Source organism: Streptomyces sp. NPDC058371 (assembly GCF_042723265.1).
Taxonomy (GTDB): Bacteria; Actinomycetota; Actinomycetes; order Streptomycetales; family Streptomycetaceae; genus Streptomyces.
The window spans coordinates 1,398,607-1,420,910 of record NZ_JBHXJC010000001.1; the positions used below are offsets into that span (position 1 = coordinate 1,398,607).

21 protein-coding genes are annotated in these 22,304 nt (G+C 68.2%); 11 read left to right on the forward strand and 10 right to left on the reverse strand.

Going from position 1 to position 22,304, the window contains the following annotated elements; genetic code table 11:
- Nucleotides 1–53: 53 nt before the first annotated feature.
- The 3 genes from ACFWM2_RS06130 to ACFWM2_RS06140 all read right to left on the reverse strand — a co-directional run bounded on the left by ACFWM2_RS06130 (nt 54) and on the right by ACFWM2_RS06140 (nt 2,862).
- Nucleotides 54–620, reverse strand: coding sequence for a hypothetical protein (locus tag ACFWM2_RS06130; protein ID WP_383273486.1), 567 nt, complete (start codon nt 618–620; stop codon nt 54–56).
- Between the two features lie 104 nt (nt 621–724).
- Nucleotides 725–2,176, reverse strand: coding sequence for a sensor histidine kinase (locus tag ACFWM2_RS06135; protein ID WP_383273488.1), 1,452 nt, complete (start codon nt 2,174–2,176; stop codon nt 725–727).
- Nucleotides 2,173–2,862, reverse strand: a complete 690-nt coding sequence (locus ACFWM2_RS06140; RefSeq protein ID WP_383273490.1) for a response regulator transcription factor — start codon at nt 2,860–2,862, stop codon at nt 2,173–2,175. Before ACFWM2_RS06140 ends, ACFWM2_RS06135 begins: the two co-directional genes overlap by 4 nt.
- Before the next feature lie 151 nt (nt 2,863–3,013).
- On the opposite strand from ACFWM2_RS06140, the gene ACFWM2_RS06145 reads away from it, so the two are divergent.
- The 6 genes from ACFWM2_RS06145 to ACFWM2_RS06170 all read left to right on the forward strand — a co-directional run bounded on the left by ACFWM2_RS06145 (nt 3,014) and on the right by ACFWM2_RS06170 (nt 10,272).
- Complete coding sequence (locus tag ACFWM2_RS06145; RefSeq protein WP_383273492.1) at nt 3,014–4,351, forward strand: ferric reductase-like transmembrane domain-containing protein; 1,338 nt, start codon at nt 3,014–3,016, stop codon at nt 4,349–4,351.
- A 19-nt stretch (nt 4,352–4,370) separates the two neighbouring features.
- Nucleotides 4,371–4,784 carry an FMN-binding protein gene (locus ACFWM2_RS06150; RefSeq protein WP_383273494.1) on the forward strand — a complete coding sequence of 138 codons (414 nt, stop codon included), beginning with the start codon at nt 4,371–4,373 and terminating at the stop codon, nt 4,782–4,784.
- A 1-nt stretch (nt 4,785) separates the two neighbouring features.
- Nucleotides 4,786–5,544, forward strand: coding sequence for an FAD:protein FMN transferase (locus ACFWM2_RS06155; protein WP_383273496.1), 759 nt, complete (start codon nt 4,786–4,788; stop codon nt 5,542–5,544).
- 790 nt (nt 5,545–6,334) lie between these two features.
- Entirely contained in the window at nt 6,335–7,324 is a 990-nt protein-coding gene (locus ACFWM2_RS06160; protein WP_383273498.1) for a hypothetical protein, read from the forward strand.
- A 69-nt stretch (nt 7,325–7,393) separates the two neighbouring features.
- Nucleotides 7,394–8,899, forward strand: a complete 1,506-nt coding sequence (locus ACFWM2_RS06165; protein WP_383273500.1) for an amino acid permease — start codon at nt 7,394–7,396, stop codon at nt 8,897–8,899.
- On the forward strand, nt 8,899–10,272 hold the full coding sequence (locus ACFWM2_RS06170) for a glutamine synthetase family protein (protein WP_383273502.1): 1,374 nt from the start codon (nt 8,899–8,901) through the stop codon (nt 10,270–10,272). The genes ACFWM2_RS06165 and ACFWM2_RS06170 overlap by 1 nt, the downstream gene beginning before the upstream one ends.
- Before the next feature lie 186 nt (nt 10,273–10,458).
- On the opposite strand, the gene ACFWM2_RS06175 is transcribed toward ACFWM2_RS06170, so the two are convergent.
- The 5 genes from ACFWM2_RS06175 to ACFWM2_RS06195 all read right to left on the reverse strand — a co-directional run bounded on the left by ACFWM2_RS06175 (nt 10,459) and on the right by ACFWM2_RS06195 (nt 13,975).
- Nucleotides 10,459–11,274, reverse strand: a complete 816-nt coding sequence (locus ACFWM2_RS06175; RefSeq protein WP_383273504.1) for a hypothetical protein — start codon at nt 11,272–11,274, stop codon at nt 10,459–10,461.
- 11 nt (nt 11,275–11,285) lie between these two features.
- Nucleotides 11,286–11,822 (reverse strand): RNA polymerase sigma factor, encoded by a 537-nt coding sequence (locus ACFWM2_RS06180; protein ID WP_383273506.1) that lies wholly within the window; start codon nt 11,820–11,822, stop codon nt 11,286–11,288.
- A gap of 122 nt (nt 11,823–11,944) precedes the next feature.
- Entirely contained in the window at nt 11,945–12,091 is a 147-nt protein-coding gene (locus ACFWM2_RS06185; protein ID WP_383273508.1) for a hypothetical protein, read from the reverse strand.
- An 83-nt stretch (nt 12,092–12,174) separates the two neighbouring features.
- Nucleotides 12,175–13,269, reverse strand: a complete 1,095-nt coding sequence (locus ACFWM2_RS06190; RefSeq protein WP_383273510.1) for a sensor histidine kinase — start codon at nt 13,267–13,269, stop codon at nt 12,175–12,177.
- Between the two features lie 10 nt (nt 13,270–13,279).
- Nucleotides 13,280–13,975 carry a response regulator transcription factor gene (locus ACFWM2_RS06195; RefSeq protein ID WP_383273512.1) on the reverse strand — a complete coding sequence of 232 codons (696 nt, stop codon included), beginning with the start codon at nt 13,973–13,975 and terminating at the stop codon, nt 13,280–13,282.
- Between the two features lie 517 nt (nt 13,976–14,492).
- Here ACFWM2_RS06195 and ACFWM2_RS06200 point away from each other — a divergent pair.
- Together ACFWM2_RS06200 and ACFWM2_RS06205 are read left to right on the forward strand one after the other, a co-directional pair.
- Nucleotides 14,493–15,602: an endonuclease/exonuclease/phosphatase family protein gene (locus ACFWM2_RS06200; protein ID WP_383273514.1), complete on the forward strand. Its 1,110-nt coding sequence runs from the start codon at nt 14,493–14,495 to the stop codon at nt 15,600–15,602.
- Nucleotides 15,603–15,776: 174 nt separating this feature from the next.
- Nucleotides 15,777–16,922 (forward strand): lipid II:glycine glycyltransferase FemX, encoded by a 1,146-nt coding sequence (locus tag ACFWM2_RS06205; RefSeq protein WP_383273516.1) that lies wholly within the window; start codon nt 15,777–15,779, stop codon nt 16,920–16,922.
- Nucleotides 16,923–16,950: 28 nt separating this feature from the next.
- On the opposite strand, the gene murF is transcribed toward ACFWM2_RS06205, so the two are convergent.
- Entirely contained in the window at nt 16,951–18,294 is a 1,344-nt protein-coding gene (murF, locus tag ACFWM2_RS06210) for a UDP-N-acetylmuramoyl-tripeptide--D-alanyl-D-alanine ligase (RefSeq protein WP_383273518.1), read from the reverse strand.
- 106 nt (nt 18,295–18,400) lie between these two features.
- Between murF and vanH the strand changes: the two genes are divergently transcribed.
- From vanH to vanX, 3 genes are read left to right on the forward strand one after another with little or no spacing between them, the layout of a single operon-like run.
- The gene (gene vanH, locus ACFWM2_RS06215) at nt 18,401–19,378 is read left to right on the forward strand and encodes a D-lactate dehydrogenase VanH (RefSeq protein ID WP_383273520.1); all 978 of its coding nucleotides are present in this window, start codon (nt 18,401–18,403) and stop codon (nt 19,376–19,378) included.
- Nucleotides 19,371–20,417: a D-alanine--(R)-lactate ligase gene (gene vanA, locus ACFWM2_RS06220; protein WP_383273522.1), complete on the forward strand. Its 1,047-nt coding sequence runs from the start codon at nt 19,371–19,373 to the stop codon at nt 20,415–20,417. Before vanH ends, vanA begins: the two co-directional genes overlap by 8 nt.
- On the forward strand, nt 20,414–21,022 hold the full coding sequence (gene vanX, locus ACFWM2_RS06225) for a D-Ala-D-Ala dipeptidase VanX (protein WP_383273524.1): 609 nt from the start codon (nt 20,414–20,416) through the stop codon (nt 21,020–21,022). Before vanA ends, vanX begins: the two co-directional genes overlap by 4 nt.
- Nucleotides 21,023–21,283: 261 nt before the next feature.
- Here vanX and ACFWM2_RS06230 read toward each other — a convergent pair whose 3' ends face one another.
- On the reverse strand, nt 21,284–22,111 hold the full coding sequence (locus ACFWM2_RS06230) for an SDR family NAD(P)-dependent oxidoreductase (protein ID WP_383273526.1): 828 nt from the start codon (nt 22,109–22,111) through the stop codon (nt 21,284–21,286).
- Nucleotides 22,112–22,304 lie beyond the last annotated feature (193 nt).

Below are 22,304 nucleotides of genomic sequence, written 5' to 3' on the forward strand. Positions count from 1 at the left end.
CATATCAACTGTTGCGCTCATGCGGGCAGTTGCCCGGGCCGGCCGGCCCGCTGTCAGCCGGAGGCACGCGCAGGGACGGGCCCGGGACAGCCCACGACGCCTGCCACCCGCTTTCCCAGGGCTTTGGCCAGCTCAGCGCGCTTTTTGACGTCTTTGGGGCGCTGGAGCGAGACATTGAGCAGAGCGCTCTTGCAGGTCCACCACGCTTCCGCGCCGTCGTCGTTGAGGTTCTCGTCGACCATGCCCGTGCCCCCGGCGACAGCGAACCGGTTCTTCGCCGGTCGCTCGGCGATCTGGCCGGCGGCGTTCATGACCTTGTCGGCGGTGGCGACCTCGGCCCGGAAGCTTCCGACTCTCTTCCCTCCCGAGGACACGGAGCAGACCGCGGTGTGGGTGGAGTACTCGCTCTGGTCGGGGTTCGTGAGCGGCAGTCCGTCGCCGGTGAGTTTGCCCGACAGATCGTTCGCGCCCGTGGCGTCGTACCACCAGCTCGCCATGGTGACGCCGCAGAGCTTGGCGCCGGGAGGCGGCGGCTCGGCCTTCTCGTTGCTGCAGGCGGTCGAGGCCAGGAGCAGGGGAAGAGCCGCGAGCGGCGCAGCGAGTCGGCTGAGTTGACGCATGTGATGATCCCCCGTGGTCCCACGTTCCGGCTGATGCCCGTCGCCCGCCCGGCGGCGACGTGGAGAGGCGACTCCGACGCGAGGACGGGAAACTGCACTGTAGGTCAGATCGGCCCGTAGGTCGCTTCCCGGCCGCAGGGCAGCGAGACGGTGAAGACCGTGGCCCCCGCCTCACCGCTCAGCCCGATCGTGCCGCCGTGCGCCCGGACCAGCGATCGGGCGACCGCGAGGCCGAGGCCGCTGCCGCCGCGATCGCGGCTGCGGGCCTTGTCGACGCGGTAGAAGCGGTCGAAGACCCGCTCCCGGTCGGCGGCCGGGATGCCGGGTCCCGCGTCGGTGACCCGTATCAGCGCGCGGTCGTCCGCGACGGACACGGCCACCGACACGTCCGTGCCGGACGGGGTGTGCACGGCCGCGTTGGTCAGCAGGTTGTCGAGCACCTGCCGGATGCGCTGCGGGTCCAGCCGCAGTTTCAGCGTGTCCGGGCCGTCCGCGACCGTCAGCGGATGGTCGCGGTGGCTCACGCGGAACGCGTCGGCGGCCTCCTGGACCAGCTCGACCAGGTCCGCGTCCGCCGGGCGCAACGGCGTGTCCACCTCGGCCGCGTCCAGCCGGGCCAGCAACAGCAGGTCGTCGAGCAGGAAGCCCATCCGCGCGGCCTCGGCACGCAGCCGGGCGAGGTGCTTGTCCCGTTCCTCGGGGACATTCGCGGCCGCGTACTGGAAGAGGTCTGCGTAGCCCCGTACCGACATCAACGGTGTGCGCAGCTCGTGCGAGGCGTCCGCGACGAAGCGGCGCAGTCGCTGTTCGGCCTTCGCGCGGACGGCGAGGGAGTCGTCGATGTGCTCCAGCATGGTGTTGAACGCCGTGCGCAGTTCCGCCACTTCCGGGCCGCCGTCCCGACCGTCGGCGCGCAGGGGCAGCCGGGCCGCGGACTCGGTCAGGTCGTGCGAGGCGATCCCGTGCGCGGTGAGTGCCATGTCGCTCAGCGGTTTCAGACCGCGCCGCAGCATCTTCCGGCCGAACACCACCAGGGCGAGCACCGCGAGGACGAAGGCGACGACCTGCACGGTGATCAGCTGCCGCATGATGGCGTTGATGCTCTCCATGGGAGCGGCGCTGACCAGGACGACGCCCGGTTCGACCTCGCAGGCCCGCAGCTTGTAAGTGCCCTTGCCGTCGATCGTCACCGTGCGAGTGATCTCGGTGGTCGAGGCCGCCATGGTCCGGGCGAGCGCGGTGAGCGCCTGGGTGTCGGACGGTACTTCGGCGGGGGTGCGCAGGGCGGCCGAGCCGTCCGAGACGTCGTACACCGCCGTGTACCAGCCGTAGTACGGCTGCCGGGTCACCGTGCCGTGCGCCTCGGCGTCCTTGGACTGCACGACCTGGACGAGCTGGAGCTGGTCGACCAGCTGGGTGTCCAGGTAGCCGCGCATGTACATCGTCAGCGCCGCGCCGACGATGGCGAACACACCCAGGGAGAGCGCGCCGAGGCCGAGGGCGAGCCGGGTGCCCAGGCGCAGCCGCCGGTACGTCTCCCGGAACCGGCGGATCATTCGGCGGCCTGCCGGACCACATATCCGAAGCCCCGCACCGTGTGGATCAGGGGTGCGCCCGACTCGTCGAGCTTGCGGCGCAGCCGGCTGACGGCAAGTTCGACGACGTTGGAGCGGCCGCCGAAGCCGTACTCCCAGACGTGGTCGAGGATCTGCGCCTTGGTCAGCACGGTGGGGGACTTGCGCATCAGGTAGCGCAGCACCTCGTACTCGGTCGGGGTGAGCGTCAGCAGCCGCTCGCCGCGGCGCACCTCATGGGTGTCCTCGTCCATCGTCAGGTCCGCCACCCGCAGCACGGAGCGCTGGAAGCCGGGCCCGGCGCTGCGCCGCAGCACGGTCCGCAGGCGGGCCATCAGTTCCTCCACCGCGAACGGTTTGACCAGGTAGTCGTCGCCGCCCCGGGTCAGCCCCGCCACCCGGTCGGCGACGGTGTCCCGCGCGGTGAGGAACACCACGGGCACCATCGTCCCCGAGCGGCGCAGCCGGTCCAGGACACCGAAGCCGTCCACGTCGGGCAGCATCAGGTCGAGCACCACGATGTCCGGGTGGAACTCGGCGGCCAGCCGCAGCGCCTCCTCACCGGAGTTCGCGGTGGCGGCTTCCCAGCCCTCGTAGCGGGCGACGGTCGCGACGAGGTCGGCGATGGGCGGATCGTCGTCCACGACGAGGAGGCGTACTTTTTCCACCCGCTCATAGTGCTTCACGCGCCCGGTGACACCAGAGCCGGCCACCGGCCGCGACCACATCGATAAGCACTTGAAAGATGAACGACAGCAATTCGACAGCTCCCGCCAGCGAAGCTCGGGTACCCAGGACCCGATCAAGGAGCTGCCGTCCGTGACGACCCTCCAATCGCCACCCACGCCCCCCACGGCGATACGGCCCAGGGTGGTGGCCCGCACCGGGCTGTACGCCGTACTGGCCGCGAACGCGGTCGTGGTGGCCTTCTTCTTCGTCGAGGCCGGGTTCGCGTCGAACACCCTCATCGTGCTCGGCCGCCTCGCCGGCCTGTACGCAGCCCTCCTGATGGCCTTCCAGCTCTTGCTGGTGGCCCGGCTGCCGTGGCTGGACCGCCGCATCGGCATGGACCGGCTGACTTCCTGGCACCGCCGGACCGGCTTCGGCATCCTGTGGACGCTGCTCGCCCACGCCGTCTTCATCACCTTCGGCTACGCCGAATCGTCCTCGCTCGACCCGCTCAACCAGCTGGTGGACCTCGCCGAGACCGTCGAGGGCGTGCTGCGCGCGATCGTCGCGCTGGCCGTCATCATCGTCGTGGGCGCCGTCTCGGGCCGCTCCGCGCGGCGCCGACTCGCCTACGAGACCTGGCACTTCATCCACCTCTACACCTACGTCGCCGTACTGCTGGCGTTCACCCACCAGGTCGCGGCCGGTACGACGTTCACCTCGTCGTCCGCCGCCACGACGTACTGGTACGCCGTATGGGGCGTCGCGCTCGGCGCGGTGCTCGTCGGCCGGCTGGTGCTGCCGCTGTGGCGGAACTGGCGCCACCAGCTCCGTGTCACGGCCGTCGTCCCCGAGTCCGACAACGTCGTCTCCATCTACATGACCGGGCGCGACCTCGACCGGCTGCCCGCGCGGGCAGGCCAGTTCTTCCTGTGGCGCTTCCTGACCAGGGACCGCTGGTGGCAGGCCAACCCGTTCTCGCTGTCGGCCGCACCCGACGGCCGCACGCTGCGCCTCACCGCCAAGACGGCCGGCGACGGCACCGCGGCCCTGCGGCACGTGCAGGTCGGCACGCGCGTCTTCGCCGAGGGACCCTACGGCGCCTTCACCGCGATGCACCGCACCCGGCCCGAGGCGCTGCTCATCGCCGGCGGTGTCGGCGTCACACCCATCCGCGCACTGCTGGAGGAGCTGCACGGCCACGCGGTCGTCCTGTACCGGGTTGCCGCCGACCGCGACGCCGTCCTCTACGACGAACTGCGCGACCTCGCCCACGCCAAGGGCGCCGAGCTGCACCTGGTCACCGGCCCGGTCAGCCCCGACAGACTGGCGCCGGGCGCGCTCGCCCGCCTGGTGCCGGACATCGCGGACCGGGACGTCTTCCTGTGCGGACCGCCGCCCATGATGAACGCGGTGCTGCGCAGCCTGCGCGAGCTGGACGTGCCCAAGCAGCAGATCCACTTCGAGCGCTTCAGCCTGGCGGGATGAGGGAGACGAGGAAATCCCAGTGAAACGAGCACTGCCTGTCCTGGTCCTGAGCGTCGCGGGTCTGATTCCGCTGTGGCGCTACGCACCGTCGAGCGATACGACGTCCACCGCCCAGGTGGCCCCAAGTCCGTCTCCGTCCTCCTCTTCGTCCTCCTTGTCGTCGGGAAACGCCGAGCAGGTCGTCGCCGGATCGACGGTGAAGACCGAAAAGGGCCCTGTGCAGGTCGAGTTGACCTTCCAGGGCGAGAAGATCAGCTCGGTCCGGATGCTTCAGCAACCGAACCATCCGCAGACGACGGCCGCCGTACCGAAGCTGGTCGCGGAGACGCTGGAGGCGCAGAGCGCGGACATCGACACGGTGTCCGGTGCGACGATCACCAGCGACGGTTACAAGGAGTCCCTGCAGGCCGCCTTGGATGCCAAGGGCGCCTGAAATGCGGCGCGTCGAACACGTGATGGGGTTCCCGGTCTCGCTGCGCATCGATGACGAGGGGGACGTGGTGGACCTCGACGCGGCCGCCGACTCCGTCTTCGCCTGGCTGCGTGACGTGGACGCGCGGTTCAGCCCCTTCAAACCCGACAGCGAGGTGTCGCGGCTGGACCGGGGTGAGGTGGACGGGGTGAGCGCGGATCTCGCCGAGATCCTCGCCCTCTGCGAGCACTACCGGAAGGCGACCGGCGGCGCCTTCGACGTACGGCTGCCGGGTCGGGGCCTCGACCCCTGCGCCGTGGTGAAGGGCTGGTCCGTGCAGCGGGCCGCGCAACTGCTGACGGCGTCCGGGACGCGGAGTTTCTGTCTGAACGCCGGCGGCGACGTGGTCGTCGCCGGCGGGCCTTGGCGCGTGGGCGTACGGCATCCCGAACACGCCGACCGGCTGTGCGCGGTGCTGGACCTCACCGACGGCGCGGTCGCGACCTCCGCCCGCTACGAGCGCGGCGACCACATCATCGACGGCCGCACCGGCCATCCGGCGACCGGACTGCTGAGCCTCACCGTCGTGGCACCGACACTCACCGAAGCCGACTCCGTCGCCACAGCGGCCTTCGCGATGGGCACAGAGGGCGTCGAGTGGGCCGCCGGCCTGACGGGCTGCGAGGTCTTCGCGGTGGGCGCCGATCGAGGGGTGCTGCGTACGGCGGGGTTTCCTGTGGCGGGGGAGCGGACGGTTCCGCCTGTATCGAGGGCCTTGTAGAAGCCGACGAGCCGCGGGCCATCGCCGGGGACGACGAGGGCGGCCCCGACCCAACGCCTGCCCCGTTGCCCGCCTTTGGGCAACGGGATCCTTGTGCTCCGCCGAGTAGCACAGGTGCCGAGAAGCACGGTTGCCGAGGAGTGCAGGTGAGGGCAAAACACCTTCACATGGTGCAACTCAAGAGCAATTCCCCAGCGACGGCACATCTTTGTCATGCGCGGAATCGCACAGGAGCCCTAACGTGAGTCTCGTTCCAACTATGCTTGGTTATAACTGAGTTACCGTAGGTGATCACTCCAGCAAGGTGATCCGCACAGAGAGTCATATGTGCAGACCGGCCGGGTTTCAGGAGCGCATCGCAGGGGGCAGGCAGGCGTCGTCAGCCCCCTGTGGCGGCACTAGGGGGGAGGCATCGTGACGCGCCACGCACACCCGAGTGCGCACTCTGCTGTTCCCGCTCGGGAGCCGGCCGCTGCGGCTCTCGGACCGAGCGCCGGGATCGGTGAGTTGGGGCGCGAGGACACAAGGGTCACCTCGCTCGATCTGAGCGTCAGTCCGTCGAAGGCGTCGGCGTGACCTGGATCCCCGGAGCGTGTCCATGGCGCCCGCGATTCATGCGCGGAGGCCCTCTCCCGCCTAGCGGTTGACCCCGTCGGTCACATCACTGCCGGCCCAGAAAGCCATCCACCCCCCACCGTTTTGAGGCGCCCCATGTCCCGCTTAGGAATCAACAACAGACATGCCCCAGGCACCGCGGCCTGCCGTCTCTCGTCACCACCGGGGCATACCGATGGCGAGAAGTGACATAGCGCTGGTCGTTCACATAGCGGGGCGGGACGAGGCTCTGCGCTACGCCGTCGAAGACCTCCGCATGGACCGATGGCGTACCGCGCAGCAACTTCTGCACGACTCCTACGGCGACTGGGCGTTGCGTACGTTCCGCAGCCAGGTCATGGGCGCTGTGGCAGCGCAGAGTGGGGCGATCAACGCCTGGTGCTCTGAAACACCTGACGATCCGGACGCGTTGATGATGCGGGCGAGGGTCCTGACGGAGCGCGCGGTCGCTGCCGGCCGCCGCGGACTGTTCGGGGCGGAACTCATCGACTCGATCCGTGTCGCGCGGGTGGCGTGCCACGCCGGCGCGCAACGGTGGCCCGCGGACCCCGTGCCGTGGGTGTGCCTGCTGACTCTTGCGCGGCTCGACATCGACCAACGCGCCCCGCACGACTCGTCCCATTGGGCCGCCGCCCCGGAACCCATGCTGCCTCCTGGACCGTGGCCCCTGCTGGACAGCGTGAACAAGCGGCACCCGCGCAATCGCGAGGCGCACATCCGTATGCTGCAGGTTTTCGAAGCCCGCGGCCGCGGAGGCATCGACTTCGCGCGGGCCGTCGCGGCCGCCGCCCAACCGGGATCGCCGCTGCTGCTCCTGCCGCTCTACGCGTACGTCGAGTCGTACCGGCTCCAGCTCAAGAACCAGTCCGGTGGCGTCATCGCGTTCTGGAGCACCGCGGACAAGGCCCACTACGTCGAGACCGCCCTCTATGGGTGGTTCGCGCACCATCCCGACCCCGCCAGGACATGCTCGCCGCTCGACCTGAACTACCTGGCCTACGTGCTGACCGTGACGGGCGTGGGGAAGGCCGCGGACGTGTTCGAGGCGATCGGCCCCTACGCCACGCCGGCGCCGTGGTCTCTCGTCAACCACGACCGCAATCACTGGCAGGACGACTTCCATGTGGCGCGCCGACGCGCTCTGGGCAAGAGGAGCCGGAGATGAGCGAACGGGCGCCCCCGCCGCACGTGTTCCTTCCGCTGTCGCTCATCCACTTCGATCCAAGGACTTACGTTGTATCCGCAAACCGCTCCGCCCATCGACGATGACGCTGCTCTGAGAGCGCACGGCTACAAGCCCGAACTCGCCCGCCGCATGGGTGGGTTCGGCAACTTCGCGATCAGCTTCAGCGTCATCTGCATCCTCGCCGGCGGGATGACGCTGTTCGGCTACGGCCTGAACACAGGTGGGCCCGCCGTGATGATGTGGGGCTGGGTCGGCATCGGCTTCATGACCCTGATGCTCGGCATGTGCCTCGCAGAGGTCACCAGCGCCTATCCCACCTCCGGCGGCCTCTACTACATGGCCGACCGCCTCGGCGGTCCCCGCTGGGGCTGGGTGACCGGTTGGCTCAACCTGCTCGGGCTGCTGGGGGCCATCGCCGGTATCGACTACGGAGCCGCGCTGTTCGTCGGCGCCTTCGCCAACCTCCAGTGGGGCTTCGTTCCGACGCCCCAAAACACCATGGTCATCTTCGCGGGCATCCTGCTGCTGCACGGCACGCTCAACGCCCTCGGCGTACGTCTGGCCAACGTCCTGAACAGCATCTCCGTGTGGTGGCAATTCCTCGGCGTCCTGCTGATCGTCGGCTCCCTCACGCTCGCCCCGACCGAGCACCAGAGCGTCAGCTTCGTGTTCGGGCACTTCAACAACGGGACCGGTTTCTCCAACCCCGTGTACGTGTGTGCGCTCGGCTGCCTGCTCGCCGCGTACACCTTCTGCGGCTACGACGCCTCCTCGCACCTGTCCGAGGAGACCACCCAGGCGCAGACAGCGGCGCCCCTCGGCATCGTCCGCGCCATCGCCTGGTCATGGGCCGCCGGCTTCGTCCTTCTGGCCGGTCTCCTCTTCGCCCTCCAGAACTACGCGGACACGCAGGGGAGCAGCACCGGTGTCCCGCCCGCGCAGATCTTCATCGACGTCCTGGGCGTCGGCATGGCCAAGCTTCTGCTGCTCGTGGTGATCGTGGCGCAGTTGTTCTGCGGCAACGCCGAGACGGCCGCCGCCTCCCGCATGGTCTACGCCTTCTCGCGTGACGGGGCGCTGCCGTTCTCGTCCACCTGGCGGCGGGTCAGCCGCCGGACCCGTACCCCCATACCGGCCGTCTGGCTGTCCGTGGGCGCTGCCCTGGTCCTCGCGCTGCCCAGCCTGTACTCGCCCACCGCATACGCCGCCGTGACCGCCATCAACGTCATCGGGATCACGCCCGCCTACGCCATCCCCGTCTACCTCCGCCTGCGGGCCGGCAAGGACTTCCAGCCGGGACCGTGGAACCTGGGGCGTTGGAGCCGTCCGCTGGCCATCATCTCCGTTGCCTATGTGGCCGTCCTGACCGTGGTGTTCTGTCTGCCGCAAGCCTCGCCGATCACCGCCGAGTCCTTCAACTACGCGGGCGTCGCCCTGGCAGTCGTCCTCGTCCTCGCGTGGGCCATGTGGATCACGAAGGGGCGGCGCACGTACCGCATCCCTCCGCTCGGAAGCGCGGCCGAGAACGATGTCCTGGCCGAGGGCGTGATCTGATGACCGCTACGGGCATTGACCAGTCCGCTGCGGATCGGGAGCGCCCCGCCGGGCTCATCTCCCTCGACGAGCTCCGCAACGCGGTGAAGCACGAGCGCATCGCCGTAGTGATGCCTGCCGTCCCGGACATGATGGGCCGCCTGCAGGGCAAGCGCATCGCCGCCCGCCACTTCCTCGACCGCGTCGACTCCGGTGCCGCGGCGTCGGAGGCCTGCGCCTACATCCTCGCCACCGATGTGGACATGGCGCCGTTGGACCGGTTCGAACTCACGGGCTGGAAGGACGGCTTCCAGGACATAGGTGTCGTCGCCGACCTCGACACCATCCGTGTCCTTCCCTACCTGCCCGGTACCGCCCTCGTGCACAGTGACGCCGTATACCGCGACAACGTTGCCGTCGAGGTCGCACCGCGGCGCATGCTCCAACGGCAGCTCGACAGTCTCGAAGAGCTCGGCCTGGAGGTACGTGTCGGTCTGGAGAGCGAGTTCGTGCTGTGCCGCGGCGAGGAGCCCGTCTCGAATCACAACCTGGACTACTCCCTCAACCATCCGCCCGCGATGGCGGACTTCTTCCGCGATCTGGAGGAGGTCCTCCAGGGTAGCGGAACCCCTGCCGAGGCAGTGAAGACGGAAGGGGCCGCGGGCCAGATCGAGGTGACGTTCCCGTACGGTCCTGCCCTGGCGGCCTGTGACTCGTACACCGTGTACAAGCACGCCACGAAACACCTGGCCGAGCGGCGCGACATGGTCGCGACGTTCATGGCCGCACCGTTCACCGGGGTCGGCAGCGGTCTGCACCTGCACCTGTCCCTGTGGCGGGACGGTGAACCGGCCTTCGCGACCCGAGCCGGCGAAGCGGCGCCGGAGACAATGCTGCACGCCATCGGCGGCCTGATCGCCGGCCTGCCGCACCTCGGCCCGCTGTACGCACCCCACGTCAACTCGTACCGGCGGTACGCCACTTCGCATGCCTTCGCTCCGCAGCGCATGAACTGGGGGTACGACAACCGCGGATGCGCGGTACGGGTCACCGGCCACGGCGACGGCACCCACCTGGAGGTACGCCTGCCCGGTGCCGACGCCAACCCGTATCTGGTCGTCACCGCCGCGTGCGCCGCCATCGTCCACGGTCTCACCCACAAGCTCACACCGAGTGAGCCCACCGTCGGTGACCCCTACGCGGATCGCGAAGCCGTGCCCGTCCACCGCGACCTCACGGAGGCTCTCGCCCATTTCGAAAGGAACGACTTCGCGGAGGATGCGCTGGGCGCCGACCTGGTACGCCACTACGCCCACGCGGCCCACGCCGAAGTCGACTTCCACCGCCGCGAGGTCACGGATGTGGACCGGCGGCGGGGGTTCGATCGTGCCTAGCCGTTCCCTGCGGGACGCCGGAGCGTCCGCGCGTTTCACAAGACGGGCGAATTTCCGTGGGTGAGCGTCGTCCGGCTCCTCCCAGAGGCTTGATGCCTCTGTCGGACGGGACTTCGCAACGGCCGGCTCCAGGTCGTGGGCTGTGGACGGCAGTCGTGGGTGGTGATCTCTGCAGTGAGGTTCCTGTTACTGCTTCAGTGAGTCCGCGCTGACGGTCCGGGTGGTGCCGTCGCTGAAGGTGATGGTGAGGGTGCTGGACTGCGCGGTCGGGGAGCCCTCGCTGGGCCACCAGGCGGTCCACCGGCCGTACGGCAGTGAGCGGATTTGCCGCACCGTGGCGTGGACGGTGCGTCCGTGGTCGTACACGGTGATTGCTTCCACGTCGGCGCCCATCGACCCGACGGCGTAGCTGAATCGAGCTGAGCCGCTGCCAACGGCACCACGCGCGTCCAGCGTGATGCCGTCCGCCGCTACGTCGACCTTCGCCACCGGGTCGATGGGAATCGTGACGCCGGAGCCGTCCGAACCGGCGAGGCAGTACATGGTCCGTTCGTGCCGAGTGATGATCATGGAGGCGATGGTTCCGCGACTGTCCGCATTACTGAGCGTGCCGGGACCCCCTTCTCCGGAGGCCTCCTTCGTCGCTCTGACACACCACACCAGAGGGGAATGCTGCACGTTGCCGGCATCGGTCAAGGCACCGGGAGTGCCGGTCCAGGTGGCCACCTGCGCCGATGACAGGGGTCCCGAGCCGCCCGGCTTGGGCGGATCGGCCGTTACGGTCACCAGAGCGGCGCCCGCGGCCAGGACGCCGACCACCGTGAATGCCGCGCGTCGCACGAGCGGACGGCGGAATGAGGTGAGGACCGGGCGACTGGGCTGCTCCGTGTCGCTCAGCACGGTCCGCAGCAGCTGCTCCTCGCGGTCCAGTTCGGCGGCGGAGGGCTCGGTACGCGGTGCGGCGTCGAGCGCGGCAAGACGGGAGAGGAGGTCGTTGTTCATGAGGGCTCCTGTCAGTGCGTCAGGGAGAGAACGGACGATGCGGGGGCAGTGGGGCTGAGACGGCCGGCCAGGCGCCGTTTGGCGCGGGTCAGACGCATGGCGTAGGCGGCGCGGGTGCAGCCGAGGACCGTTGCCGCGTCGCGGGCGTCGAGTTCCTCCCAGACGTGCAGCGCGAGGACTTCCTGATCGGCCGGGGGGAGCGACCGCCAGGCGGCGACGAGGTCGATCCGGCTGTCCACTTCGGCCGTGGCATCGACCGCCGGGTCGTCCACGTCGGCTGTTGCGGCCGCCTGCTGGATGTGCACCACGAGGGCGGCCTGCCTCCGCATGCCGCGGTTCGCGTTCAGCATCACGTTGCGGGCCGCACCGAACAGCCACGGCCGCGGGTTCTCGGGAAGCTCGCGCCGACGGCGCCACGCAGCGAGAAAGGTCTCTCCCACGATGTCATCGACGTTCATCGGGTGCGCACGACGACGTACGAACCGCAGCACGTCCTCGTAATGAGCCCGGTACACGTCGGTGAACTGGGCCTCGGTATCGATGGGCATGGCTTCCTTCCGTAGCGCCTGCTCCTACATGTCCACCACAGGCGCGCGTGCAACAGGCCCAAGGACGCGGACTTTCCCACCGCTTGTGATTCTCGGAGGGGCTGAGCCCGCCGACTGTCGGGTCACTCGGCGGTGGAGCTCTCCGGTGCGCCGGTGCTCAGGGCAAGCAAGGCTCGGATCGCCGGCGCCGGGGCGCGGGCCAGGTCGGCGCCGGTCCGCAGGTTGTCGGAGAGGGAGACATCGGCGAGTTGCGTCGGAGTCGAAGCCACATCGGTCGTACATGGGCCCGGAGAAGGATGCCGGCGATGGTCGCCGATCAACTGTGCCGGCCGCGCCTCGGTCTCCCGATTCATCACCTGTCGGCGTCCGGGGACACCGCGGGTAGTTCCACAGTGATGCGGAGCCCGCCGGCGGAGCGCGCGGCGAGGGTGAGGGTTCCGTCGTGTGCCTGGGTGATGGTTTTGACGATGGCCAGGCCCAGGCCGACGCCTGCCTGTTCGGTGTGGATGCGCTCGGTGCCGCGCTGGAAGGGTTCGGTGAGGGTCGAGACCAGCCGTGGGGTCAGCTGCTCGCCGGTGTTTTCGACCGAGAGCACCACGGTGTTGGGGCGGACGCTGGTGTGGACCCATACGTTGCCGTGTTCGGACAGGTTGTGCACGATCGCGTTCTGTACGAGATTCGTGGTCAGTTGGAGCAGGAGCGCCGGTGATCCGAGCGTCCGGGCGATGTCGCCGCTGGTTTCGAGGGTGACGCCGTGCATTTCCGCGAGGGGGAGGAGTGACTCGGTGGCTTCTTCGGCCATGAGCGACAGGTCGACGTGTTCTCGCGTAAAGGACCTCCGCTCGGCGCGGCTGAGCAGGAGCAGTGCCTCGGTGAGGTCGATGGCTCGGGTGTTGACGGCGTGGAGGCGGCGGATGAGTTCGTCGGTGTCGTGGTTCGGATCCGCGCGGGCCACGTCGAGAAGTGACTTCGAGATGGCCAGCGGGGTGCGCAGCTCGTGAGAGGCGTTGGCTGCGAATCTCTGCTGTTCGGCGACGTGTGCTTCGAGCTGGACGAGCATCGTGTCGAAGGCGTCGGCGAGTTCGCGGAACTCATCTCTGCGGCCCGGTAGCCGGATCCGGTGGGCGAGTGATCCATTCGTGGCCATGCGTGTGGCGCTGGTGATCCGGGTCAGGGGGGCGAGCATGCGGCCGGCGAGGATCCATCCTCCTACGAGGCCGAACACCAGCAGGAACGCCAGTACTGCGGCTGCCCTCGGAGCGAAGACGTTCAGGAGGACGGACCGGATGGGAAAAACACCATTCGTGGGCCCGTCATCGGGATTGATGAGCATCGCACGGTCGGGGACATAACGGAGGAGGAACACCCACACCGCCGCGAGCAGCAAGGCACCGGCGACCATGAGGAACCCGGCGTAGCTGAGGGTGAGTTTGAGGCGAACGCTCACCCCAGGTGACCTATCCACGCTCGTCTCCCTCGTGTCCGGCCACTGGTTGCGTGTCGATGCGGTAGCCGACGCCTGGCACGGTGGCGATGAGCCAGGGTTCGCCGAGGCGCTTGCGCAGGGCCGAGACCGTGATGCGTACGGCGTTGGTGAACGGGTCGGCGTTCTCGTCCCACGCGCGTTCCAGGAGTTCTTCGGCGCTGACGACACCGCCTTCGGCGGCGACGAGGACTTCGAGCACGGCGAACTGTTTCCTGGTCAGTGCGACGTAGCGGTCGTCGCGGTAGACCTCGCGGCGGAAGGGGTCCAGGCGCAGGCCCGCGATCTCTCGTACGGGGGGCCTGCTGTGGGCGCGTCTGCGGTCGAGGGCTCTCAGCCTGAGCGCGAGTTCCTGGAGCGCGAAGGGTTTGGTGAGGTAGTCGTCGGCGCCGAGCTCGAACCCGGAGGCCTTGTCGTCGAGACGGTCGGCGGCGGTGAGCATGAGGATCGGCATGCCGCTGCCTGAGGCGACGATGCGTTTGGCGATCTCGTCGCCGGAGGGGCCGGGGATGTCGCGGTCGAGGACGGCGATGTCGTAGGTGTTGATGCCGAGCAGTTCCAGAGCGGTGTCGCCGTCACCGGCGATGTCGGCCGCGATCGCTTCCAGGCGTAGGCCATCGCGGATGGCTTCTGCCAGATAGGGCTCGTCCTCGACGATCAAGACACGCATGCTCTTCAGGCTACGAGTCGGAACATATCGTCGGTGTATCGAAAACGGCATACGTGCCGGCAACATCACGTTGTTTTCACTGGTGGCATGACCCGAGACCCAGCATCAGCACGAACAACGCCCCTCAGGCTGTGATGGCTGCCGCGGACGGCGAAGTCGATTTCCACGTCAACAGTGGCCGGCGTTCCCCGGAATACCCGAATCAGCTTCTTCGCGATGCGGTCCCCAAGAACGGGTCCGAACGCGAGGCCGCCTGACGGTGGCCACCGCGACGACGTCTCCTCACGTGCCGGGGGAGACGGTCGGACGCTCTGACGCGACGGCGTGGCTGCACAGGCACGGTGCCGAGTACGGGCTGTGCCGGAGCTGCGGGAACGGCCCCTGGCATGACGAATTCCGCACCCATGCGATCGACCGCGGCTGCCCCCGGATGTGTGCCGACTCCGCACAGGACCCCGAGGACGCAGCAGTGAACGGCAGCGAGAGACCAGTGAACAGCAGTGAGCGAGGACAGACGATGACGCAGGTGGACACGGTGGATACCGGGCAGGGCAGCCCGGCGGATACCGGTGCGCCAGGTGCCGGAGCCGATGCGCCGGAGCCCGGGGCCGACGGGACTTGGCGTGCACGCATTGATCAGGCGATCCGCGCCCTCTCCGGGCCGGGGCCATGGAAACGTGGCCTGGTGCTCGCGGCGCCGGCGCTCTTGCTGGGCCTGCTCATGCTCTTGCACGCGCAGATCACCGACCATGGTGGCCTCGGCAGTCTGGTGGAGACCTTCCTGCCGTGGTTCGGCCTGTGCATCCCGGTGCTGCTCGCCGCCGCGCTGTGGCGCCGCTCCGCCTCCGCGGTGGTCGCGCTGCTGCTGCCGGCCTTGGTATGGCTGAGCCTCTTCGGCGGGCTGCTCGGCGACAAGTCCCAGTCGGGCGGTGACCTCACCGTGGTCAGCCACAATGTCGGCGCCGAGAATCGCGACCCGGCCGGTACCGCCCGTGACCTGGCCGCGTCCGGGGCGGAGGTGCTGGCCCTGGAGGAGCTGACCGACGAGGCCACGGGAACGTACGAGAAGGGGCTGGCGAAGGCGTACCCGTACCACACGGTGCAGGGCACGGTCGGGCTGTGGAGCAAGCTTCCGCTGTCCGACACCCGGCCGGTCGACACCCAGCAGGACGTCGGGCCGCTGGGGGACACCAAGCCGGCCGAGGTCAGGATGGCCGACAACCGGGCGCTGCGCACCACGGTGGCCACGGACCAGGGGCCGCTGGCGGTGTATGTGGCCCACCTCGGGTCCGTACGAGTAAATCCCAGGACAGGCTTCTGGACGGACTCGCGGGACAGAAACGCGCGGGCGCTCGGCGAGGCGGTCGCCGCCGAGCAGAACGAGCGGGTGGTGCTGCTCGGTGACCTGAACGGCACGACGGACGACCGTGCGTTCGACGGCATCACCTCGCAACTGAGCTCGGTCCAGGACGCGGCCGGGGACGGCTTCGGCTTCAGCTGGCCGGCGAAGTTCCCGGTGGCGCGGATCGACCAGATCCTGGTCCGCGGCGTAGAGCCGGAGAGTTCGTGGCTGCTGCCGGAGACCGGCAGCGATCACCTGCCGGTGGCGGCCGGGATCAGCTGGTGAACACCAGGACAGGTACAGAGCTGGCCCACTCCGGGCAGGTACGCAGCTGGTGAACTCCGGGGCAGGTGCGCAGCTAATGAACTCCGGTGCACAGCTGGTGAACGCCGGTACATATCGTCGGCATATCGAAAACCACATACGCGCGGACAACACCACGCCGCCTTGACTGAAGGCATGTCCTCCAGCGAACCAGCACGAACAGCCGGCGTGAGCCTGACCGTCGAACCGATCAGCGCCGCCGAGCACTTGGCATTCGTGCGGACACAGCGGTCGGTCAGCTTCCTGCAGACCCCGGCATGGGCCCGCGTCAAGACCGAGTGGCGCAGCGTGTCCCTCGGTTGGTTCGACGGCCGGCGCCTGGTCGGTGCCGGGCTCGTCCTGCACCGCCCGGTGCCGCGGTTCGAGCGCTTCACGCTGGCCTATCTGCCGGAGGGCCCGGTCATCGACTGGACCGGCGAGATCGACGCGTGGCTCGATCCGCTTGCGGCGTATCTCAAGGCACACGGCGCGTTCGCGATCCGGCTCGGCCCGCCGGTGTACACGAACATCTGGAGCGCCGCCCAGGTCAAGGAGGGCATCGCCGATCGGGGCATCAAGCGGCTCACCGAGATGCCAGGGCAATGGGACGACTCGGTCGGCGCCCGCGTGACCAGCCGCCTCAGGGACGCCGGCTGGCTGCCGCAGAACCCGGAGGACGGCTTCGGGGTCGGGCATCCGCAGTTCAAATACGAGGTTGCGCTGGCCGGCAGGACCGAGGAGGACCTGCTCAGGGGGATGAACCAGCAGTGGCGCCGCAACATCAAGAAGGCGGCCAAGGAGGGAGTCGAGGTCACGGTCGGCGAGGACGTGAAGGCGTTTCACGACCTCTACGTCCACACCGCCGAGCGCGACCTCTTCACGCCCCGGCCGCTGCACTACTTCGAGACCATGTTCGCGGCGCTGCGTGCCGAGGATCCCGAGCGGATCAAGGTCTACCTGGCCCACCATCAGGGCGACTTGGTCGCCGCCACCATCCTGGTCCGCGTCGGCGCTCACGCGGTGTACGCCTACGGTGCCTCCTCCACCGAGAAGCGCGAGGTGCGCGGCTCCAACTCCTGCCAGTGGGCGATGATCCGCGACTCCCTTGCGGCCGGCTGCGACGTCTACGACCTGCGCGGTATCACCCCGACCCTCGACGCCGACGACTCGCACGTCGGACTGATCCGGTTCAAGGTCGGCACCGGCGGCCAGGCGGTGCGGTACGTCGGGGAGTGGGACCTGCCGCTGCGGCCGAGGATCTACCGGGCTTTCGACCTCTACATGAGGCGGCGCCGGCGCTGAGTCTCGAGGTGGACTTCGGCCTGGCCGGCTACGCGAGCGCGGCGGCGACCTCGTCGAGACGCGCCCCGCGGGAGGCTTTGACGAGCACCACGTCGCCGGCGGTGAGGTGGCCGCGCAGCCAGTCGACGGCCGCGTCCCTATCGGCCGGCGCCACCGACTGCGCGCCCGCGCCGTCGGCGATCGGCCGGGCGGCCTCGCCGACCGCGACCACCACGTCGGCCCGGGAGGCGGCGTACGCCCCGACAGCACGGTGCTCGGCCTCACTGTCGTCACCGAGCTCGAGCATCTCGCCGAGGACGGCGATGCGGCGCCCGCCCTCGATCGCCGCCAGCGCGTCCAGGGCAGCGCGGGCCGAGTCAGGGTTGGCGTTGTAGGAGTCGTTGAGCAGCGTCGCGCCGCAGGCGAGGTCACGCAGCTCCAGGCGCCACTTCGACAGCGAAGCGGTGGCCAGCAACGCCGTGGCCACGCCGAGGGGTACGCCGGCCGCCAGCCCCGCCGCTGCGGCGGCCGACGCGTTGAGCGCCTGGTGGGCGCCCACGAGCGGCAGTGCGACGGGAACCGAGGCGTCGAGGGTCCGCAGCGTGAACGACGGCCGGCCGAGCCGGTCAAGCGCCAGGCCGAGCGCCCGCACGTCGGCGTGCTCTGCCCGGCCGAAGGTCAGCACCGGACCGTCGGTGAGCGAGCGCATCGCGACCACCCGGGGATCGTCGCCGTTGAGGACGGCGGTGCCGCCGGGCGCCAGCCCCTGCACCAACTCGCCCTTGGCCTTGGCGATGGCCGCGCGCGACCCGAACTCGCCGAGGTGGGCCTGGCCGACGCTGAGTACGACGGCGATGTCGGGCGCGACCAAGCCCGTGAGCTCGGCAATGTCGCCGATGTGGCGGGCCCCCATCTCAAGAACGAGGAACCGGGTGGCCGCGTCGGCGCGCAGCATGGTGAGCGGCACGCCGAGCTCGTTGTTGAGCGAGCCGATCGTGGCGACCGTCGGCGCGGTGCTCGAAAGCACGGCCGCCAACAGGTCTTTGGTGCTGGTCTTGCCTTGGGATCCGGTCAGCCCGACGACGGTCAGTCCGTCGCGCAGCAGGGCCACGACGTGGGCCGCGAGCGCCTGCAGGCCTGCCTGGGCGTCCTCGACGACGACGGTGGGCAGCAGCGTGGGCCGGGAGCCGAGCACGGCCACCGCGCCGGCCCGGCCGGCCTGGCCGGCGTAGTCGTGGCCGTCCACCTGCTCACCGGCGAAGGCGACGAAGAGGCCACCCGGCTCGGCCAGCCGGCCGTCGAGCACGGCCGGCGCGGTCACGGTCACGGAGCCGTCGCCCTCGACCTTCCCGCCGACGACCTCGGCGATTTCGGTGAGGCTGAGCGGGATCATGCTGTTTCCCTGGAGGTCATGCCCTCAGTGAAGGCGCCGCGGTGTATCGCCGGCATATCGAAAAGCGCATACGTTCCGACAACACCACGCCGCCTTGACTGTAGGCATGACCCACAGCGAAGCGCCCCGGATCACCATCTATGGGTGCGGCCCGGATGAGGCCTTCTTGTTTCGAGAGCTGGCGCATCGCTTCGGCGTGACGCCGACCCTCACGGACGCACCGGTATCCGAGGCCAATATTGAGCTGGCATCCGGAAGTCGATGCATCAGTGTCGGCCACAAGGCTCCCATCACCAACACCACCCTTCTTGCGCTTGGTCAAGCCGGCGTGGCGTATATCTCCACGCGAAGCATCGGGTACAACCATATCGATGTGGAATACGCCGACAGCGTCGGCATTTCGGTTGGAAACGTCGACTATTCGCCGGACAGCGTGGCCGACTACACGCTGATGATGATGTTGATGGCAGTGCGAGATGCGAAATCCATCATCCGTCGTGCGGAAGTTCACAATTACAGTCTGAGTGATGCGCGAGGAAAAGAGCTGCGCGATCTGACCGTCGGGGTGATCGGAACCGGTCGCATCGGCACTGCGGTCATCGACAGGTTGCGGGGTTTCGGCTGTCGAATACTCGCCCATGACAGTCGTCCCAAGGCCGCTGTCGACTACCTTCCGCTCGGTGAACTGCTGCGGCAGAGCGACATTGTCACGCTCCACGCACCGCTTACAGCGGATACACGCCATCTGCTGAATAGGCGGCGCATGGAACGGATGAAGCCCGGTGCGCTCATCGTCAACACGGGACGTGGCGCGCTCATCGACACTGAGGCCCTTGTTTCCGCGTTGGAAAGCGGCAGGCTGGGCGGTGCGGCGCTGGATGTCCTCGAAGGCGAGGAAGGCATCTTCTACGCCGACTGCCGAAACAGGCCCATTGAAAGCAAAGTGCTCCTGCGGTTGCAAGAGCTGCCGAATGTTTTCATCAGTCCGCACACCGCCTACTACACGGACCACGCCCTGAGTGACATGGTCGAAAACTCCATCACCAACTGCCTGAAATTCGAAAGCGGGAAGCGACATGGATAGGCTGAAGGTCGGGATGATATTCGGGGGCCGTTCCGAAGAGCACCCCATATCCGTCAAGTCTGCGCAAGAGGTCGCCAGGAACCTCGATGTCGAGAAGTACGCACCGTTCTATATCGGCATTACGAGGGACGGCGCCTGGAAGCTCTGTGACGGCCCTGAAGCGGATTGGGAGGACGGAAATTGCCGTCCGGCTGTGCTTTCGCCAGACAGCACTGTGCGCGGACTACTTGTCCAGGGGCAGGGGCAGGGGCGGTATGAATCGATCCCTCTGGACGTCGTACTCCCCGTGCTGCACGGCAGGCTCGGGGAGGATGGTGCGATGCAGGGGTTGCTGGAGCTCTCCGGCATCCCCTACGTGGGCTGCGATGTGCAGAGTTCCGCTCTGTGCATGGACAAATCCCTTGCCTACATCGTCGCCGGCAGCGCAGGAATCGCTACGCCGAATTTCTGGACCGTCGCGGCGGACGAGAAAATTGACCCCGACCCGCTCACCTATCCGGTCTTCGTGAAGCCGGCTCGTTCGGGGTCATCTTTCGGCGTCACCAAGGTATCCCGCGAAGCGGATCTGCCGAGCGCGGTGGAAACCGCAAGACAGTACGACTCGAAGGTGCTGATCGAAGAGGCTGTCGCCGGCAGCGAGATCGGATGCGCCATCCTGGGTGACGAACTGGACCTTATGGCGGGCGAGGTGGATCGAATCGCGCTCTCCCACGGCTTCTTCCGAATCCATCAGGAGGATGAGCCTGAAGCCGGTTCCGACAACTCAGCGGCAATCGTACCCGCCGACATTCCGGCCGAGTCCCGTTTGCTCGTTCAGGATACTGCCATGGCCGTATACCGCGCCTTGGGGTGCCGGGGACTGGCACGGGTGGACCTGTTCCTCAAGGAGGATGGAGCAGTGGTCCTCAACGAGGTGAATACGTTTCCCGGTATGACGTCATACAGTCGCTATCCGAGGATGATGGCCGCCGCAGGGGTGCCGCTAGGCGAAGTGATCGACCGGATGGTGTCGCTGGCATTGACAGGAAAAAAGCGATGAAGGAGGACTTCGTCTTTGTGGACGAGCTGGCATCCGGAATACGCTGGGACGCCAAGTACGCCACGTGGGACAACTTCACCGGCAAGCCGGTGGACGGATATCAGGCCAATCGAATCGTCGGCACGAGGGCCCTGTGCACCGCCCTGGATCGAGCGGTAGAGAAAGCCGAAGCTCTCGGCTTCGGTTTGCTGCTCTGGGACGGATATCGCCCACAGCGCGCTGTCGACTGTTTTCTGCGCTGGTCGGAACAGCCGGAGGACGGCAGGACGAAGTCACGGCACTATCCGAACATCGGCAGAGCCGATATGTTCGAAATGGGATACGTGGCCGCCAGGTCGGGCCACAGCCGGGGCAGCACCGTTGACCTGACACTCTACGACTTGGCCACGGGTGAGCTCGTCCCCATGGGCGGCGACCACGACCTGATGGATTCCATCTCGCATCATGGAGCAAAAGGTGTCACGCAATTCGAAGCGCAGAACCGTCAATACCTTCAGTCCATCATGGAGACGTGCGGTTTCAGCGCGTACGATTGCGAGTGGTGGCATTACACTCTCAAAGGCGAACCCTATCCGGACACCTATTTCGATTTTCCCGTCACATAGTTGAGCCGGCCAAAAATGGCTCGTGGGGCGATGGAATTACTGCCTCCGGTGTGGACACGCTGTCCGAGCGGACGTTCGCCTGGATCACCATGCGCCGCCTGGCCTGCGACTACGAACGCGACCGCGCACACTCCGAAACCATGATCCGCTGGGCCATGGCCGACGTGACAATCCGCCGACTCACCCGAGGCCGCCCCGCGACCCGCCAAGGACCCCGACCCGTACGGAAAACCACCCCGTAGCCCGATCGAAGACACGCTCTCAGGTACCGCTCGGCTGGATCATTTTCCGGCCCGTGGTGCTTCCGCCGTCCACGGTGACCGACGCACCCGTCATATATGGGAAGTCGTCGGACGCGAGCCCGAGCACTGCCCGCGCGATCTCCTCGGCGTCGGCCATCCGTTCGAGACCGTCGACGTTGAGCGGCCCCCATGCCTGCTTGTACTTGGCCCATTCCGCGTCCGGGATTCCCGGCGGTCGGACGAAGGGGGTGTCGGTGGTGCCGGGCAGCAGGGCGTTGAGTCTGATTCCCTTGGGCCCGTACGCGAGCGCCGCGGACTTCACTATGCCCTGCACCGCCCGCTTGCTTGCCGTGTAGGCGGCGCCGTTCGGCCGCGCCTGTTCGGCCGCTGACGACGAGGTACAGATGATGACGCCGCGCTGCGCCCTGAGCATGTGCGGGATCTCGTACTTGATCGCGAGGAACACGCCTCGGGCGTTGGTGGCCTGGACGTCATCCCATTCCTCGACGCTCATCTCATGGGGCAGTTTGCCGCCGCCGATGCCGGCGTTGTTGAAGGCCGCGTCGATGCCGCCGTAACGGCTCGCGACCCCGTCCACGAAGCTCTGCACCTGGGCGGCTATCCGGACATCGGCCTGGATGTACGTGGCTTCGCCGCCCGCGTCCCGTATCTCCCGTTCCACCTGGCGCCCCAAGTCGGCGCGCCTGCCACAGAATCCGACATGGGCACCCTCCCCGGCAAACGCCTTCGCCGCCGCCCTGCCGATACCCGATGTGGCACCCGTGATGAGCACCGACTTTCCCTGGAAGCGGCCGGCCTTGGTGCGGGACCCGGGCGCCGACCGCATGGGCGGTGGTGCCGAAGGCCGCGCTCGCCAGGCCCAGGGCGGCAGCACCACCGAGGAGGGACCGCCGCCCCGTGGCCGCGGAATCCGCAGTCGTGTTGGCGCTCGTGTCCGTGTTCGCATTCGTATCCATGACGAGCACACTGGCAGCCCGCCCCGGGTACGCGACTCCATCCTCGGGCCGGAGATCGCGGCC